At 38.7% G+C, this 15,569-nt stretch carries 13 protein-coding genes; 8 read left to right on the top strand and 5 right to left on the bottom strand.

The annotated features are described in order from the left end of the window. The first annotated feature begins 90 nt into the window (after positions 1 to 90). From FD723_RS13870 to FD723_RS13845, 6 genes are all read left to right on the top strand, one after another. Complete coding sequence (locus FD723_RS13870) at positions 91 to 501, top strand: hypothetical protein (protein WP_179065856.1); 411 nt, start codon at positions 91 to 93, stop codon at positions 499 to 501. Between the two features lie 239 nt (positions 502 to 740). Further along, positions 741 to 1,184: a hypothetical protein gene (locus tag FD723_RS13865; RefSeq protein ID WP_179065855.1), complete on the top strand. Its 444-nt coding sequence runs from the start codon at positions 741 to 743 to the stop codon at positions 1,182 to 1,184. 177 nt (positions 1,185 to 1,361) lie between these two features. Continuing rightward, on the top strand, positions 1,362 to 2,333 hold the full coding sequence (locus tag FD723_RS13860; RefSeq protein ID WP_179065854.1) for a GTP-binding protein: 972 nt from the start codon (positions 1,362 to 1,364) through the stop codon (positions 2,331 to 2,333). Positions 2,334 to 2,433: 100 nt separating this feature from the next. Next, positions 2,434 to 3,495 carry a WD40 repeat domain-containing protein gene (locus FD723_RS13855; RefSeq protein WP_179065853.1) on the top strand — a complete coding sequence of 354 codons (1,062 nt, stop codon included), beginning with the start codon at positions 2,434 to 2,436 and terminating at the stop codon, positions 3,493 to 3,495. Positions 3,496 to 3,573: 78 nt separating this feature from the next. Beyond that, positions 3,574 to 3,846: a hypothetical protein gene (locus FD723_RS13850; protein WP_179065852.1), complete on the top strand. Its 273-nt coding sequence runs from the start codon at positions 3,574 to 3,576 to the stop codon at positions 3,844 to 3,846. Positions 3,847 to 4,284: 438 nt separating this feature from the next. Continuing rightward, on the top strand, positions 4,285 to 5,889 hold the full coding sequence (locus FD723_RS13845) for an NAD(P)H-quinone oxidoreductase subunit N (protein WP_179065851.1): 1,605 nt from the start codon (positions 4,285 to 4,287) through the stop codon (positions 5,887 to 5,889). Positions 5,890 to 6,059: 170 nt separating this feature from the next. Here the strand turns inward: FD723_RS13845 and FD723_RS13840 are convergent, their stop codons facing one another. The 5 genes from FD723_RS13840 to FD723_RS13820 all read right to left on the bottom strand — a co-directional run bounded on the left by FD723_RS13840 (position 6,060) and on the right by FD723_RS13820 (position 12,171). Further along, complete coding sequence (locus tag FD723_RS13840) at positions 6,060 to 7,451, bottom strand: ATP-binding protein (protein ID WP_179065850.1); 1,392 nt, start codon at positions 7,449 to 7,451, stop codon at positions 6,060 to 6,062. A gap of 84 nt (positions 7,452 to 7,535) precedes the next feature. Then, positions 7,536 to 8,078 (bottom strand): methanogen output domain 1-containing protein, encoded by a 543-nt coding sequence (locus FD723_RS13835; RefSeq protein ID WP_179065849.1) that lies wholly within the window; start codon positions 8,076 to 8,078, stop codon positions 7,536 to 7,538. Positions 8,079 to 8,607: 529 nt separating this feature from the next. Then, complete coding sequence (locus tag FD723_RS13830) at positions 8,608 to 9,651, bottom strand: sensor histidine kinase (protein ID WP_179065848.1); 1,044 nt, start codon at positions 9,649 to 9,651, stop codon at positions 8,608 to 8,610. A 6-nt stretch (positions 9,652 to 9,657) separates the two neighbouring features. Further along, positions 9,658 to 10,809: an FIST signal transduction protein gene (locus tag FD723_RS13825; RefSeq protein ID WP_179065847.1), complete on the bottom strand. Its 1,152-nt coding sequence runs from the start codon at positions 10,807 to 10,809 to the stop codon at positions 9,658 to 9,660. Positions 10,810 to 10,851: 42 nt separating this feature from the next. Further along, positions 10,852 to 12,171: a response regulator gene (locus tag FD723_RS13820; protein WP_179065846.1), complete on the bottom strand. Its 1,320-nt coding sequence runs from the start codon at positions 12,169 to 12,171 to the stop codon at positions 10,852 to 10,854. A 658-nt stretch (positions 12,172 to 12,829) separates the two neighbouring features. On the opposite strand from FD723_RS13820, the gene FD723_RS13815 reads away from it, so the two are divergent. Further along, the gene (locus tag FD723_RS13815) at positions 12,830 to 13,795 is read left to right on the top strand and encodes a terpene synthase family protein (RefSeq protein ID WP_179065845.1); all 966 of its coding nucleotides are present in this window, start codon (positions 12,830 to 12,832) and stop codon (positions 13,793 to 13,795) included. 148 nt (positions 13,796 to 13,943) lie between these two features. Further along, positions 13,944 to 15,332, top strand: coding sequence for a cytochrome P450 (locus FD723_RS13810; RefSeq protein WP_179065844.1), 1,389 nt, complete (start codon positions 13,944 to 13,946; stop codon positions 15,330 to 15,332). Positions 15,333 to 15,569 lie beyond the last annotated feature (237 nt).

Genomic DNA, 15,569 nt, shown 5'->3' with positions numbered 1-15,569 from the left:
TGTTCCTAAGTGAGGTGTTGGAGCGATCGCTGTGGTAGATTTTTAACGGTGCTATCAGCTCGCCTCATCTCCTCAATATCTATCGACACTATGAATATCGACCGATTGCAGGAACTTAAGCAAAAACTGACGAATGAAGCAGACTTGTCGCATATCTGGTTATTTTATATGGATCATTTTGCGGATCATTCAGAATTTACTGAACTGGGTGAGCCTGCCTATAATGAATACCTAGATAATGTCCTCCAGAAAACTTGTGAGCAAATGTTTGACAGGGCAATAAAGATAACTGGCTTTTTCCTGATCTACATTGCACAGTATCGTTTATTTCATGGGCCTTTCCAAGTTGAAGGACGTATTGGGGGTGTGATTTATTTCGAGGATATAAAAGTTGGGTTACTTGCAGTGTCGATGGATTATCCTACTACCGATGCTGTTAAGTATTCACGTTTTTCTGAGATTATTTCACTGTCGGCATCTAACCACAACGATCGCAATTGAGAGAAGCACAACTTATAAGTGTTTCCAAAAAGTGCGATCGCTACATTCACTGCTATACAGCGCTTCCGGCCATTATACAATACAGTTTTTATCCTTGCCCTCTCCTATCAAAGCTTTCAGATTTGAGGATGTACCTCATAGCTGCCGGAAGTGCTGTATCTGCCCCTATTTCCGTTTGAGTACGGATCTCAATTTAATCTCTTTTAGGTTAAAAGTGAGCGGAAATCAAAATTTTAAAAATGAGTAACAATCAAAAATTAAAATATTTATCTCTAGCGTATTGTGCGTATCTTGCGCTGACAATATATTGGCTTTTTCACTATACTGGCCCAGTGAAATTTTTGGGAGAAATGCAGATGAGTCTGTTTGGTAAGCAGTTGCAATCTGTAAGTATAATGATCCTTAATCTTCCAGTTATATTGTTAGGGACTTATTTACGCAATCGAGTTCAAAGTCAAAATCCAGATAAAGAATTTTTTGCTAAGTGGAATGTAATTGATGATTTGACAAATAACCGACTTCTAAAAAATGCCCTCATGCCGATTATTATTATAATCGGGTTGATTATGCTAAATATTACATTAGCGCAATCATTCGGCAAAGATATCGGTACAATTAACATCGCTCAACTAAGTTCCGGTAAAATTGCTGAACACAGTTTTTATGCTAATATTTCAGGCTAACAAATTTGTGAATATTTATGACTTATTACAGATGCAGAAAAATAAAATATTTCTAGATTAAGTTATGTGATAATTTTGCTGAAATCCAAAATAACAGCAAGTTAGCACAAAAATATAAAAAGATTTATGATATGTGATAATGATTATCCATAAGGTGAGATAAGGGGAATTTAGAGTATGGTGGCTGACGTAATCAACAATTCAGTTCCCGTTACTGTTCTTACAGGCTATTTGGGAGCAGGTAAAACGACTCTACTCAATCACATCCTCACCTACGAACACGGTAAAAAAGTTGCTGTGATTGTTAATGAATTTGGGGAAGTGGGTATTGATAATCAATTGATTATCGATGCAGATGAAGAAATTTTTGAAATGAACAATGGCTGTATCTGTTGTACAGTGCGTGGCGATTTAATTCGCATCATTGGCAATTTGATGAAGCGGCGCGATAAATTTGACCATTTAGTAATTGAAACAACTGGATTAGCCGATCCTGCACCAGTGATTCAGACATTTTTTGTTGATGAAGATTTGCAAAGCCAACTGTCTCTAGATGCGGTGGTAACAGTCGTAGATGCCAAGCATATTTGGCAGCACTGGGATGCGGACGAAGCACAAGAACAGATTGCCTTTGCCGATGTAATTTTACTTAATAAAACAGATTTGGTAGCGCCAGAAGAGTTGGATGAATTAGAAAAACGGATTCGGGCGATGAATGCGATCGCAAAAATCTACCGTACCCAAAATTCTGAACTAGGAATGGATGCTTTGTTGGGTGTAAAAGCATTTGATTTAGAACGCGCATTAGAAATTGATCCAGATTTCTTAGGCGAAGATGCCCACGTACACGATGAAACTGTCTTTTCAGTGGCTTTAGTAGAAGCGGGTGCTGTCGATGGAGAAAAATTAAACACTTGGCTTTCGGAGTTACTGCGTACCCAAGGCCCCGATATTTTTCGGATGAAAGGCATTTTAAATATTGCTGGAGAAGACAATCGATTTGTATTCCAGGGAGTACACATGATCTTTGATGGCAAACCCGATCGCCCCTGGAAACCCAGCGAAACCCCCAAAAACGAACTAGTCTTCATCGGTCGCAACCTTGATGCAGCCAAACTTAAGCAAGATTTTCTTGCTTGTCTAGTTTAAAAAGCGGGTTAGGAGTTATGAGTGATGAGTTATGAGTTAAAAATTCCTAACTCCTAACTTCTAACTTCTAACTCCTAACTCCTAACTTCTTCACATAACTATGAACACCACAACCAGTAAATCTAAGGAATTTGAACAACACTATTCGGGGACACTTTCAGATTATGTAACTGCGATCGCTTGGTCACCACAAGGTAAAACTTTAGCAGCAACTTCCGCCGCCGGAGAAGTAGTTTTGTGGAATGATGGGGAACTTACAACCTTACAAACTGGTAACGGTAAATCAGTAGATTGTCTTGCATTTTCCCCAGATGGAAAATTTTTAGCCGTTGGTGGACAAGATGGACAGGTGAAAATTTGGCATAATACTGAATTAGTCGCCACGTTAGAAAATGCCCCCGCATGGGTTGACAAGCTAGCTTGGAATTACACCAGTAACCAACTGGCTTTTAGTTTAGGGCGTTACGTCCAAGTCTGGGATGCAGATACTCGTGAAGTTATCGTGACGCTGAATTTCGACAACTCTTCAGTACTGGGTATAGATTGGCGCATTGATGGAGAATACTTAGCCATTAGTGGTTATAAGGGAGTCAAGATTTGGCATAGTAAAAACTGGGATGAAGAACCATACAACTTAGATATGACTACCGTCAGTTTAGCTATGGCTTGGTCGCCCGATGGCAAATTCCTGGCTTCTGGCAATATGGATCGCAGTATCACCGTTTTAGAATGGAACAACCCCGACCCTTGGGTGATGCGTGGTTTCCCTGGAAAAATTCGTCAATTGGCATGGTCAGAAGCTATGACTAAAGTAGGTGCGCCAATATTGGCATCTTCTAGCGTTGAAGGTATTGTGGTGTGGGAAAAGCTAGAGGATGATACTTTAGGCTGGGAAGCGCGAGTATTAACTAATCATGTGGGTGTGATCAATGCGATCGCCTTTGCACCTAAAAGCTTCCTTCTCGCATCTGCGGCGGCTGACGGCTGGTTGTGTTTGTGGAACAAAGCCAAGGAAGTATGCCAAATTATCACAGGTGTCTCAGCAGGATTTTCTAGCCTCGCTTGGCATCCCCAAGGTAAGTTATTGGCCGCAGGTGGTGAACAGGGCGAATTAGTTATTTGGTCAAAGGTTTTGCGGGGTCAAGGATTCGGGCGTAGTTAAGCAATAGCCGGTAATTAAAATTGAAGCTGGGCAATTTATTAGCTATGCTGTATCAGCAAAGCTATCTTTGTGTAAATTATGAACATAGTCAAACTGATTTTACTTGCCTTTCCCGCATTTCTGGTATCCATGCTGCTGATAGTCAATCCAGCAAACGCATCTAGCCTAAAATCTACATACGCTACCCAAATGATGACGGTAGTATCTACACAACAAATTACCGATCTGGCAACACCAAATTTGATTCAAACATCTAATCCGATTATTGATCAACTTGGTTGCAATTGTGCCAACTGTGTTCAGTCTAAATTTCAGTCGCTACAAGGCAAGCTGCCATCAGTCGGTTTTTGATAAAGTTAGGAGTTATGAATATTGTAGGGGCACAGCATTGCTCATTGGTGTCAACTTAAGCCTGGGCGGTTTATAACCGCCCGTTTTACTGTGCCCTTATTAATTATTAATGAGCTTTTTGTACATAGCGATCGCACCTGCGGCATTATTATTTATGTAATCAATATTAAGTAGGGACAATACCCTGCGGGAAGCCGCTTTGCGTCTACATAAATTGCCCCTACCGCATGGTCTAATTACCTAAAAATGGCTGTAAAAAACAAGTATGAAAGTACTTAGGGATTCACCTAAATACTGATAAGTCAGTGAAGTTACTGCAATCGCCATCTGTACCCAAGCTGTTAAGCTCTTGTTAAAAGAGCTAGTCCGGGGATTAGAAAACTTGCTAGAGTGAACAGAGTTAGCCTTAATGTCTAATCGCCAAAACCTATACATCTCATGGATTTTGCTAATATTGCATCCCAGCTAAACGCTGGAACGATTTTGCCAGAGGGGATTGTTATTCTCACCCTCTTGGGGGTTTTGATAGTTGATTTGATTTTGGGGCGTACATCCGCGCGCTGGATTGCATATCTAGCGATCGCAGGTTTATTTGCTTCGATTGTCGCCCTATATTTTCAATGGGACTCTCCTAATCCCATCGGTTTTACCGGCAGCTTTAACAGTGATGACCTGAGTATTGTCTTTCGCGGTATTATTGCCTTGTCTGCGATCGCCACTATACTGATGTCAATTCGCTACGTTGAGCAGAGTGGCACTGCTTTAGCCGAATTCATCGCTATTTTGCTCAGTGCTACTTTGGGAGGGATGTTTTTATCTGGGGCTAGTGAGTTGGTGATGATTTTCATCTCCCTAGAAACCCTGAGTATCTCCTCTTACTTATTGACAGGTTATACCAAGCGTGACCCCCGCTCCAACGAAGCGGCGCTGAAATACTTGTTAATTGGAGCTTCCAGTACAGCAATATTTTTGTACGGTGTATCCCTGCTGTATGGACTATCTGGAGGACAAACCGAACTTAGTGCGATCGCTAATGGCATTGCCACAGCGAAAGTGGGACAATCTTTAGGTTTAGTGATTGCCCTAGTTTTTGCGATCGCAGGTATTGGCTTCAAAATCTCCGCTGCACCCTTCCACCAGTGGACACCAGACGTTTACGAAGGCGCACCCACCCCAGTCATCGCTTTTTTATCTGTCGGTTCCAAAGCAGCTGGGTTTGCCCTAGCCATCCGCTTGCTAACAACAGCCTTCCCTCTCGTTGCTGACGAGTGGAGGTTTGTCTTCACCGCTCTAGCCGTTCTCAGCATGATCTTGGGTAACGTAGTCGCCTTAGCCCAAACCAGCATGAAACGGATGCTAGCTTATTCATCCATTGCCCAAGCCGGGTTTGTGATGATTGGCTTGATTGCTGGCACACAAGCGGGTTATGCCAGTATGGTATTTTACCTACTGGTCTACCTATTCATGAACCTGTGCGGTTTTACCTGCATCATTCTGTTCTCACTACGCACGGGAACCGACCAGATTGCCGAATACTCTGGCTTGTATCAAAAAGATCCACTCTTAACACTCGCCTTGAGTATCTCCCTGCTTTCCTTGGGTGGTATCCCACCATTAGCTGGGTTTTTCGGCAAGATTTACTTATTCTGGGCAGGTTGGCAAGCAGGACTTTATTGGTTAGTCTTGTTGGGCTTAGTTACCAGCGTCGTCTCCATCTACTACTACATTCGCGTAGTTAAAATGATGGTAGTCAAAGAACCCCATGAAATGTCCGATGCAGTGAAGAATTATCCGCAAGTGCGTTGGGATTTACCTGGGTTAAGACCTTTGCAGGTCGGTTTGGTGGTAACACTAATTGCCACTACTGTAGCAGGTATTTTGTCAAATCCCCTGTTTACATTGGCTAACAATTCCATCTCAAATACCCCATTTTTGCAAGCAACAATCAACAGTAATGTAAAAGCACAAAATCTAGTGCTTTTGCCAAAGTTAGATTCGGTTAATCAGTCTCAACCCTCAGTTGATTCTACTGCTAAGATTTAACCGAGTCTCAACCAAGCTTCGTACTCAAAGACACACCTGTTTGCTAATTAGCAGACAGGTGTTTTTCATATCAATTTAAAATAGTTAGAATTCAGAATTGATGAATAAATATACAAATTATTCTAAATTACTGATAATTTCTGACTTTTGGGTGCTGAATTCTTATATTTTTATGATACAGAGCTAACAGGTATCTTAATTACAAATTCTGCACCTTTTCCTGGAACAGAAAAACAGTTAAGTTGTCCTTTATGTTTTTCAACTATAATCTGATAGCTTATATATAGCCCTAGTCCAGTACCTTTACCCACAGATTTAGTGGTGAAAAAAGGATCAAATAGCTTTGAGAGAACTTGTTCATTTATCCCTAAACCATTATCAGCAATAGTAACCTCTATCCACTTTTGATCGATTAACTCAGTTTTTATTTGAATTTTAGGATTATTATCTGCGAGTTGTTGATTGTCAGTAGTTTGTGGATTTACGGCTGACCAATGACCATTATTAGCCAATAACTCTAGGGAATCGATTGCATTAGTAAGAATATTCATAAACACTTGGTTGAGTTGACCAGGGTAGCAAGTTACATTGGGTAATTGACTGTATTTTTTGATAACTTTGATTTCTGGGTACTCATGCCTAGCTTGCAGACGATGCTCTAAAATCATTAAAGTACTATCAATTCCTTCGTGAATATTAACTTGCTTAAATTCTGCTTCATCAAGTCTGGAAAAGTTACGTAGCGATTTAACAATTTCTTGAATGCGTTCTGTTCCCACCTTCATTGACTCGAAGAGTTTAGTTATATCTTGAATCAGAAAATCTAAGTCTATTTCTTCTACTTTTGCTTCGATTTCTGGAGGAATATTTGGACAAATTTGTTGATAAATTTGTACCAATGTTAGTAAATCCTGAGTGTATTTATAGGCGTGGTGAAGGTTCCCATAAATAAAACTCACGGGGTTATTAATTTCATGGGCAATACCAGCGACCATCTGACCTAAACTAGACATTTTCTCGGCTTGGATCAGCTGAGTTTGGGTAAGTTGTAGTTCGTTTAGTGTTTCTTGTAAATCAGTTGTGCGTTCCTGAACCCGAACTTCTAGCTCTTGATTAGCTTTCTTAAGTGCTTCCTCCGCCTGTTTACGTCTTTGTACTTCCTTTGCTAACTCATCAATTTTTTCGTTCAACAGAACAAAATTACTGCTAGCTACAACTCTATTTTCCAAGCGTAAGAGAATTAAAGCTGAAGATTCCGCAGACCAAGGTTGAATCACTGCTCCTTGACTACGACATATTAAGTTTTGTCCATCATTTTTTCGTAAAGTCAAAGAGCCAATCACCATTTCCCTGCTACTTGAACAGGCTTGCAGGTACTTTACAACATCGTTGGTAGACTCAGTTACAAGCTCAAAGAGCATTCTTCCCCGCAGTTCTTGACGACGTAACCCCAACATATCTGCGACTGGTTGATTGGTAGCTAACAACTGACCCTCTCCACTTACCAGGAGTAAAGGTTCTGGTAAAACTCTGGCAAGTTCAAGAAATTGTTCAGGAGTCATGGGGCTTCCAATTTCAGGGTTGAACTCTACTTTAGATATCTGCACTCAAGTTTATATCCTGGGGTTGGTTTAGTATTTAAGGATTTAAACAGATTCCAGTCCCCGAAAGTATTCTCGACCTTCTGCATCTTCTGCTTCTTCTGTAGGTTTTAAGTAAACAATAACTCTACATCCAGAAGCACCCTCGGCTATGGTGTCTTGCAATTCTACTTTCGCATATCCCAGGTTATTAGCTGCGATCGTCCCAAAGACGTTTGAAGTCATCATACACATAGCAGGGCGATTAAGCACTTTTTCGGCAAATGGGCAGACGCGGTTGCCAAAGACAATTTTTTCATCATTCTGCTCAATGACATAAAAATCGCCCTGGATTCGTTTTTTTAAATCAATCAAGACATCAGCCACTTGCTTACGAGAAAGGCTGGAAACTTCCAGGGCAGATTTATAATCTTGGTCAAGTTGCCTACCCATTCTTTCACCAACCACGCTAATAAATCCAGAAGCTTCTTTTAAGCCAACTACATCCTGTAAAGTGCCAGATAATTCTCTAATTAATGTACGTAAAAATATATCGCGTTCTAAAGAAAGATTAAGGGTAGCTATCGAGCGGTCAAGTGCATTACTCATAAGTTTTGAGGAAATAATCCTGGAACTACAGTTATAGAGTTCCCAAAAATACATCTAAACTAACTGCTTAATCTCTTTATTCAGAGAATTTGATGCTTGCTTTTGTTCATAAGACAATACAGTTCAGTTAAACTTCTCTTTCTTTGCATCCTTCTCTCTTGGCGTTAGCCTCTACGGTGTACACACATCTTGCTAATGAAGCCCAAAGCCTGGATTTACCCACTATAATCCCTCCTTGATAAGGGGGGATTATCCGGTTCTCCCCCTTACCAAGAGGCAGGGCTATTTCATTCGATCTCTTAGATATTTTGTCAAGAGTATGAGTCAGAAACTTGCTTAATTTGGTCATCGAAAAGCTACCACCTCAACGAGTAAATTTCAGTGCGTTGGCGAAGCCTTGCTGGAGGCATCGCGATTTTCTTGCCCAATCAGATTTTTTGGTCACCTGACTTTTTTACTTGAAACGCTTGTAAATTAGAGCCTTTTATTTCTCATAAAATTAATTTTAATAATTAATATAGTTACTATTTTAAAAAATTGGAATAGTGATTATAAATTCAGAACCTGCTCCTAACACAGAATTCACTTCTAGAGTTCCTTTATGTTTTTGGACAATTATTTGATAAGCAATTGATAATCCTAATCCTGTTCCTTTTCCTACAGGTTTAGTTGTGAATAAATGGTCAAATATTTTTTGTTGAACATCAGCTGATATTCCCACCCCATTATCTTGAATCCGAATCGAGACATGATTGTTATCTTCAGTTAGGGCAGTATGAATAGTAATTTGATTAGGATTTAGCTTAATCTCATCAAAACTCAGTCCATAATTAGACTCTTCTAAAGCATCAATAGCATTTGCCAATAGATTCATAAATACCTGATTTAGTTGTCCTGGAAAGCATTCAACTAGGGGTAATTCTTCGTAATCTTGAACTAATTCAATAGCAGGACGAATTTTATTAGCTTTCAAACGGTGCTTGAGAATCATCAGAGTGCTATTAATACCTTCATGAATATTAAACAGAACTTTTTGTTCTGTATCTGCTCTAGAGAAAGTTCGGAGACTATTGCTAATGTTGGAAATACGATCCGTGCCTTCTCTCATTGAGGAAATGAGTTTAGGTAGATCGTCGCGCACATACTCCAGATCAATTAATTGAATTGTTTCTTCAATTTCCTGAGATGCTTTAGGATAGGTTTGCTGATAGAGGTTAATGAGATGTAATAAATTCTGAATATACTCTTTAGCTGGAGTCAGATTACCTGCTATAAACCCAACTGGGTTATTAATCTCATGAGCTACATCTGCGACAAGACTTCCCAAAGTAGACATCTTATTTTGCATTATTTGAAGATTAAGAAGCATTGTTTCTAGTTCATGGCCTCTTTCTTCTAGCTTGTATTGATATTCATTTAATTCATCAATTACTTTTTTGAGCAAGAATTCTTTTTTTTTATTTGTATCTTCGAGTTTTATCCGGTCTGATTCAGAACGCTCCAATTTTTTTTGGATAATTCTATTGGCTTTTTTTAGTTCCCTAATTTCTTGTTGATAATCCAATATTTCCATCAGTTTTTACCTAGTTCCAACAATTAAAGTTACAAAAGTTTCATTATGAAATTGCGTCTGAATAGTTCGATCTATAGGAGCAATCTCTCCATAAGAATAAAATCCACAGGCAGGTAAATAGTCAGTCAGACAAAGTTTTGTGTTTTGATACTCTTCTTGTGCCCTCGTACCAAGTATTTGCCGACGAGCTACACATGAAAAAAACAAAACAGCACTTGGTTTTGCACCTGGATAATTATCTAAAGCATTCATGAATGACGCCTTCGATGCTGCCAAAATATCCTCATGATCTGCTTCTGAAATTTGAATAACTGCTTGATCGGGAATATCTCCAAAAAAGGTGATGCTACCAGATTCTTGATTATAAGCAATAGGCGCTCTTATATAAAAATTGTCTCCATTTTGATCGAACACTGCTAATGGATATTCCATTGAAGGAGGAAGCGAACCTAGATAATGATGATAAAAATCTAAAGCTGGTTTGCCATCTATTTCATAGACTATGTTCTTATCTACCTTAGTAGCTTTACTTGTTTGACCAATAGGATGCCAACCACTTGCAACAGCATGGGAAAACAATATTGTGCCGGAAAAAAGTAAAATTGGTACAGAATCACTTAATACTTCTGTTTGAAAAAATTGATATGTACTTTGGTATCTTGACTGATCGCCAGCCAAACCACCAAATATCGGTATATATTCACCAAGAGCTAGTTTTAAGCCATTTAATATAGAGATACCACTAGTTGTGAGGCTCTCTGGATGAGTTAAACATAGCTTTGGGGGTGCGGTACTTTTTGCTTTAGCTTGCTCCACAGCTTGTTGAGTTGCAGTAATTGGATCGCTTGAAACTTTTCGTCCAATTCCTGCATGTATTTCAACTTCATCTGAGCAAAACAACATCAAGGTGATTGAGTCCTGCTGAAACTCTAAGACTGAAGAAATTTCTCCATCTGTTGTTCCACCAATCAACTCAATACCAGGAAAAGCTTGATGAATTTGCTGCAAAATCAGAGCATGTTCAAAGTCAATTGCAGCAAAAATAATTCCAGCTTTTGGTATATCTCCTGCAAGAGAACTAGCACATTGCAGAATAACTTCTTCAACTGCTGATAGAGAATCTGGATCGTTACTGTGACCTACTACTGCCTTGAACATAAATTTACTTATTATGTTGATAAACGCGATTTGCTCTGATTTTTAAATGGGAAGCCTGATGATAAATTCTGAACCTTTTCCTAGTACTGAATTTACCTCTAGAGTTCCGCCATGTTTTTCGACAACAATTTGACGGGCAATTGACAGTCCTAATCCTGTACCTTGACCCACAGGCTTGGTAGTAAATAAATGGTCAAAGATTTTTTGCTGAATATCAGCCGACATTCCCACGCCATTATCTTTAATCCGAATCAAGATATGATTTTTATCTTCAGTGAGTAGAGTCTGAATGAAAACTTGATTAGGATCTGCTTCAATGTCAAGATAAGTACGTCCTATATTAGATTCCTCTAAAGCATCAATAGCATTAGCTAACAAATTCATAAATACCTGATTTAGTTGTCCGATAAAGCATTCTAAGTCTGGCAATTTATCGTAGTCTTTAATTACTTGAATATCAGGACGATCCTCGGATGCTTTTAAGCGGTGTTTGAGAATCATGATAGTGCTATCTATGCCATCATGAATGTTGCAAGAAACTTTGCGATCGCTATCTGCTCGAGAAAAGGTTCTCAGACTAGTACTAATGTTGCGAATGCGCTGAACACCCTCTTTCATTGAAGAAATTAAATTCGGTAGATCGGAAAGCATATACTGCAAATCTATTGCTGTAATTTCCTCTTGAATTTCTAGAACCGGATTAGGATAGTGCTTTTGATAGAGATCAATCAGGTTAACCATGTCTTGAAAATATACTGAAGCGTGTCCGAGATTGCCATGAATGAAACCAACTGGATTATTAATTTCATGTGCAACTCCTGCTACTAATTGACCAAGAGCAGACATTTTTTCTGTCTGTACAAGCTGGAGTTGAGACTCTTGTAGGTCTTTTAATGCCCTGGATAAGGCTGCTGTTCTTTCTACAACTCGTTTTTCTAAAGTTTTTGTGAGATTTCGTAATTGAAGATGGGTTTTAATTCTAGCTAATAATTCTTCTTCATGAAAAGGTTTAGTAATGTAGTCAACTGCCCCGATATTTAGACCCTTGACCTTACTATCAGTATCAGAATTAGCCGTCATAAAAATTACAGGTATATCACAAGTAGCTGAATTTTCTTTCAGCATTTTACATGTTTCAAATCCATCTATTCGTGGCATCATTACATCTAACAAAATTAGGTCAGGTAGTGTATCTTCAACAATTTGAATTGCCCTCTTACCATCATGTTCTGTAATTACTTTAAAGCCAAAATTAGTTAATATATTAAAGACAATTTCTAAATTTGTAGTAGTATCATCAACTACTAAAATTAAATTATCTTCTGGTTCATCAAGTATTTTCATATCTGGCTTTTCATTCATGTATTTAAATTGATTTAACTCCTTGTTAGTTATTCACTATTCGTCTGGCGATCGCAGCTAAGTCACCTCTATTTTATTGTCGGACTAACTAACAATTTTCTAGTCTGACAATCTTATAGTTCCCAAAAATTCTGACAACAGCAACATTCTCACACTAAATTGCCCATAGCTTATAGCTGGGGTGATCGCTACAGTATGGACATTCAGCACCAATCTTTACTTTCGCCGGAGTTTAAGATTCTCTTTCATGAAAGAGAACGCTCTGAAATTAGTCATTATTACCCTTGTCTTTTTACAAAAAGAGCGCTACTTGAAATAATATTTTTGCTCTCATAAGTTAACTTTTTCAGTTAGTCAACAGCATTTATCATGAACGAATATACACAGAGATAGCTATTTTTATTAAAGAAATATAATTCCAGATAATTACGGTTATTTTTTAATAAGAAATATTTAACAATGTTGAGATAGGTTTTAAAAGTTCATATAGACTTACATAGTACTAATGGTGGCGTAAATATAACTTACACACTTTAGAAATATGGGATCGATGTGAATTTTTGCAAAAGTTTTCTCAAAGACTTCTAACAGTATATTGAGCAATTATCTTTGTTCTACTGTGATGATTTTTTTGGTACTTTAAACTAATTCATTTTTTATGAATCAATTAGCTTACCCTGATTTATACTGCCCATTTCCATCCCACATCAATAAACATATTGATGTTCTAGAAAGGCACGCTCTTGAATGGGTACTTCGCTTCAATCTACTGGCCAATAAATCATCTTATCAGCGTTTTTGCAAATCAAAATTTTTCTTCCTAGCGGCAAGTGCCTATCCCAACTGCCAGCTTGAAGAATTGAAAATTGCAAATGATTGGTTGAGTTGGGCGTTTATTTGGGATGACCAGTGTGATTTATCAAATTTAGGAAGACAACCTGATATTCTCAAAGATTTTCATAAGAGATTTTTGGAAATATTGAACGGTGCAGAACTCACGAGTAAGGATATACCACTTGCTTATGCATTAAGTGATTTACGACAACGGATACTTCAAAGAGGTAGTCAAGAATGGTTTCATTACTTTGTTGCTCGCTATGAAGGCTATTTCGATGGCTGTGTTCAAGAAGCAGTTAACCGCGCACAGGAAATTACACCCGATGTTGACAGTTATATGCTTATACGTAGGTTAACTTTAGGTGGATATGTTTTCCTTGCATTGATGGAATTTTGCAATTATTTAATAATTCCTGATTCTCTCCGAAATCATGAGGTGATGAAAGAATTAAAAGCGATGACAATTAATATTCTTGCTTGGTGTAATGATATTTTCTCCGTACATAGAGAAATGTCAAGTGGCGATGTTCATAATTTAGCATTGTTAATTTATTATCAACAAAATATTTCTTTAGAACAAGCAATTTTCATAGTTAGCGAAATGCACGATCAAGAAGTACATCGCTTGAAAGAGTTTGAATCATCTCTTCCATCTTTTGGAGAGGAATTAGATGCAGAACTTGCCAAATATATATCAGGACTACATAGCTGGATATCTGCCAATCTGAATTGGTATTCTCACTCTGGTCGCTATCAAACTATAGACAGCTTGGAGTTAAATCAATAAATTCTCACTCTATCTTTATAAGGGAATAGGATACCTGTTAGGTATCCTATTTTGCTGAAAGCTCATTATAGATGAACCCATATTATTTTGTTAAGGGTTTATCCTCGCTAATACAATTTTTCGATTTTGGTTTGAACTGAAAATTCATATGCAACTACCTAATCCTCTCAAAACCCCTTCTTTGCTACAAAAGCTTCAGTGGATTACTGACCCTGTGAGCTACATGGAAAACGCAGCTCAACAATATCCCGACATTTTTACTGGTAGGATAATTGCCTTTGGCGATACTGTAGTATTTGTAAATCATCCTCAGGGAATCCAAGAAATTTTAACGAATGATAGAAAGAAATTTGTCGCTGCCGGTGAACTCAATAAAATTACTGAACCCTGGCTAGGAAAAAATTCAGTTCTCATACTTGATGGCAGTCGTCATAAACAACAACGACAATTGATAATGCCTTCTTTTCATGGAGAGCGAATGCAAAGCTATGGCCAACAAATCCGTAATATTACCGAAAATGCCTTTAGTCAGTTACTACTAAATCAGCCCTTTTTGGCTCGTAATATAACACAAGAAATATCTCTACAAGTTATGTTACAGATTGTCTTAGGGTTGTATGGGGGAGAAAGATTTCAAAAACTTAAGCATTCACTACCATTGCTGTTAAATCTCTCTCATTCACCTATCACTTCTAGTTTTTTCTTGCTCCCATTCTTGCAACAGGATTTAGGAGCTTGGAGTCCTTGGGGAAAATTTCTGCGCGATCGCGAGACAACCGATCAATTGTTCTACGCCGAAATTGCTGAACGCCGACAACAACCTAATTCAGAATGTGTCGATATCCTTTCCTTGCTGATCTTAGCTCAAGATGAAACTGGTCAATTTATGACAGATCATGAATTGCGCGATCAGCTAATGACCCTAATAATTGGCGCTTATGAAACTACGGCATCTGTAATAGCTTCGGGATTGTATTGGATTCACCAAAAGCCTCTAGTCCGTGAAAAACTGCTCCAAGAAGTGGACACTCTCGGTGATTCCCCAGACCCTATGAGCATTTATCGACTACCATATCTTACGGCTGTCTGTAATGAAATCTTGCGAGTTAGCCCTGTTTTACCGTTCTGTTTCCCAAGGGTAGTACAAGAACCCGTTAAACTCTTGGGACATTCTTTAGAGCCTGGAACAGTATTGCTTCCTAGTATTTATCTTACTCATCAACGTGAAGACTTATATCCCCAACCTAAGGAGTTTCGACCAGAACGTTTTCTAGAACGTCAATTTTCTCCTTATGAATTTCTGCCTTTTGGTGGTGGTGTCCGTCGTTGTATTGGTGAGGCTTTGGGTTTGTTTCAAATGAAATTAGTACTGGCAACCATCTTATCACGCTATCAGTTAGCAGTAGTTAATCAGCAACCTGAGCGGCCTCAGCGTCGAGGTTTTACCCTGGCATCTGCAAGTGGAGTCAAGATGGTAATTACAGGACGACGACGTGAGGCTCAAGAGCCTTTAGTGAATAAACTCATCGGCATTTAAGTTAGGGAACTCCAAGAAATAAATTATCCAATATTGTGGGGTGGGCAACATGAGCGCCCAGTCCATAGGGCGGGCGAAACACGCACCCCACAAGAAGTAATTGGATATTTTTTTTTGGAAGTCCCTTACATAATCAGGGCGGACAAATAAGGTTGCCATAGTCCAATACGGTTCAGCTAAGGGCTAATTGTACAAAATTGTGGGTTTTTAAGACGCGATAAATAGCCGTCTCTACAA

The sequence above is a fragment of the Nostoc sp. C052 genome (assembly GCF_013393905.1).
In the GTDB taxonomy this organism is placed as follows: domain Bacteria; phylum Cyanobacteriota; class Cyanobacteriia; order Cyanobacteriales; family Nostocaceae; genus Nostoc.
The sequence above is the reverse complement of the archived record's forward strand: the minus strand, read 5'-3'. Positions and strand labels throughout refer to the sequence as shown.

Bases quoted from the DNA above. Each gene is read 5' to 3' on its own strand.
- FD723_RS13810 (WP_179065844.1), top strand. From the start codon at position 13,944: ATGCAACTACCTAATCCTCTCAAAACCCCTTCTTTGCTACAAAAGCTT.
- FD723_RS13855 (WP_179065853.1), top strand. From the start codon at position 2,434: ATGAACACCACAACCAGTAAATCTAAGGAATTTGAACAACACTATTCG.
- FD723_RS13865 (WP_179065855.1), top strand. From the start codon at position 741: ATGAGTAACAATCAAAAATTAAAATATTTATCTCTAGCGTATTGTGCG.
- FD723_RS13835 (WP_179065849.1), bottom strand. From the start codon at position 8,078: ATGAGTAATGCACTTGACCGCTCGATAGCTACCCTTAATCTTTCTTTA.
- FD723_RS13815 (WP_179065845.1), top strand. From the start codon at position 12,830: ATGAATCAATTAGCTTACCCTGATTTATACTGCCCATTTCCATCCCAC.
- FD723_RS13840 (WP_179065850.1), bottom strand. From the start codon at position 7,451: ATGACTCCTGAACAATTTCTTGAACTTGCCAGAGTTTTACCAGAACCT.
- FD723_RS13845 (WP_179065851.1), top strand. From the start codon at position 4,285: ATGGATTTTGCTAATATTGCATCCCAGCTAAACGCTGGAACGATTTTG.
- FD723_RS13870 (WP_179065856.1), top strand. From the start codon at position 91: ATGAATATCGACCGATTGCAGGAACTTAAGCAAAAACTGACGAATGAA.
- FD723_RS13830 (WP_179065848.1), bottom strand. From the start codon at position 9,651: ATGGAAATATTGGATTATCAACAAGAAATTAGGGAACTAAAAAAAGCC.
- FD723_RS13825 (WP_179065847.1), bottom strand. From the start codon at position 10,809: ATGTTCAAGGCAGTAGTAGGTCACAGTAACGATCCAGATTCTCTATCA.
- FD723_RS13850 (WP_179065852.1), top strand. From the start codon at position 3,574: ATGAACATAGTCAAACTGATTTTACTTGCCTTTCCCGCATTTCTGGTA.
- FD723_RS13820 (WP_179065846.1), bottom strand. From the start codon at position 12,171: ATGAATGAAAAGCCAGATATGAAAATACTTGATGAACCAGAAGATAAT.
- FD723_RS13860 (WP_179065854.1), top strand. From the start codon at position 1,362: ATGGTGGCTGACGTAATCAACAATTCAGTTCCCGTTACTGTTCTTACA.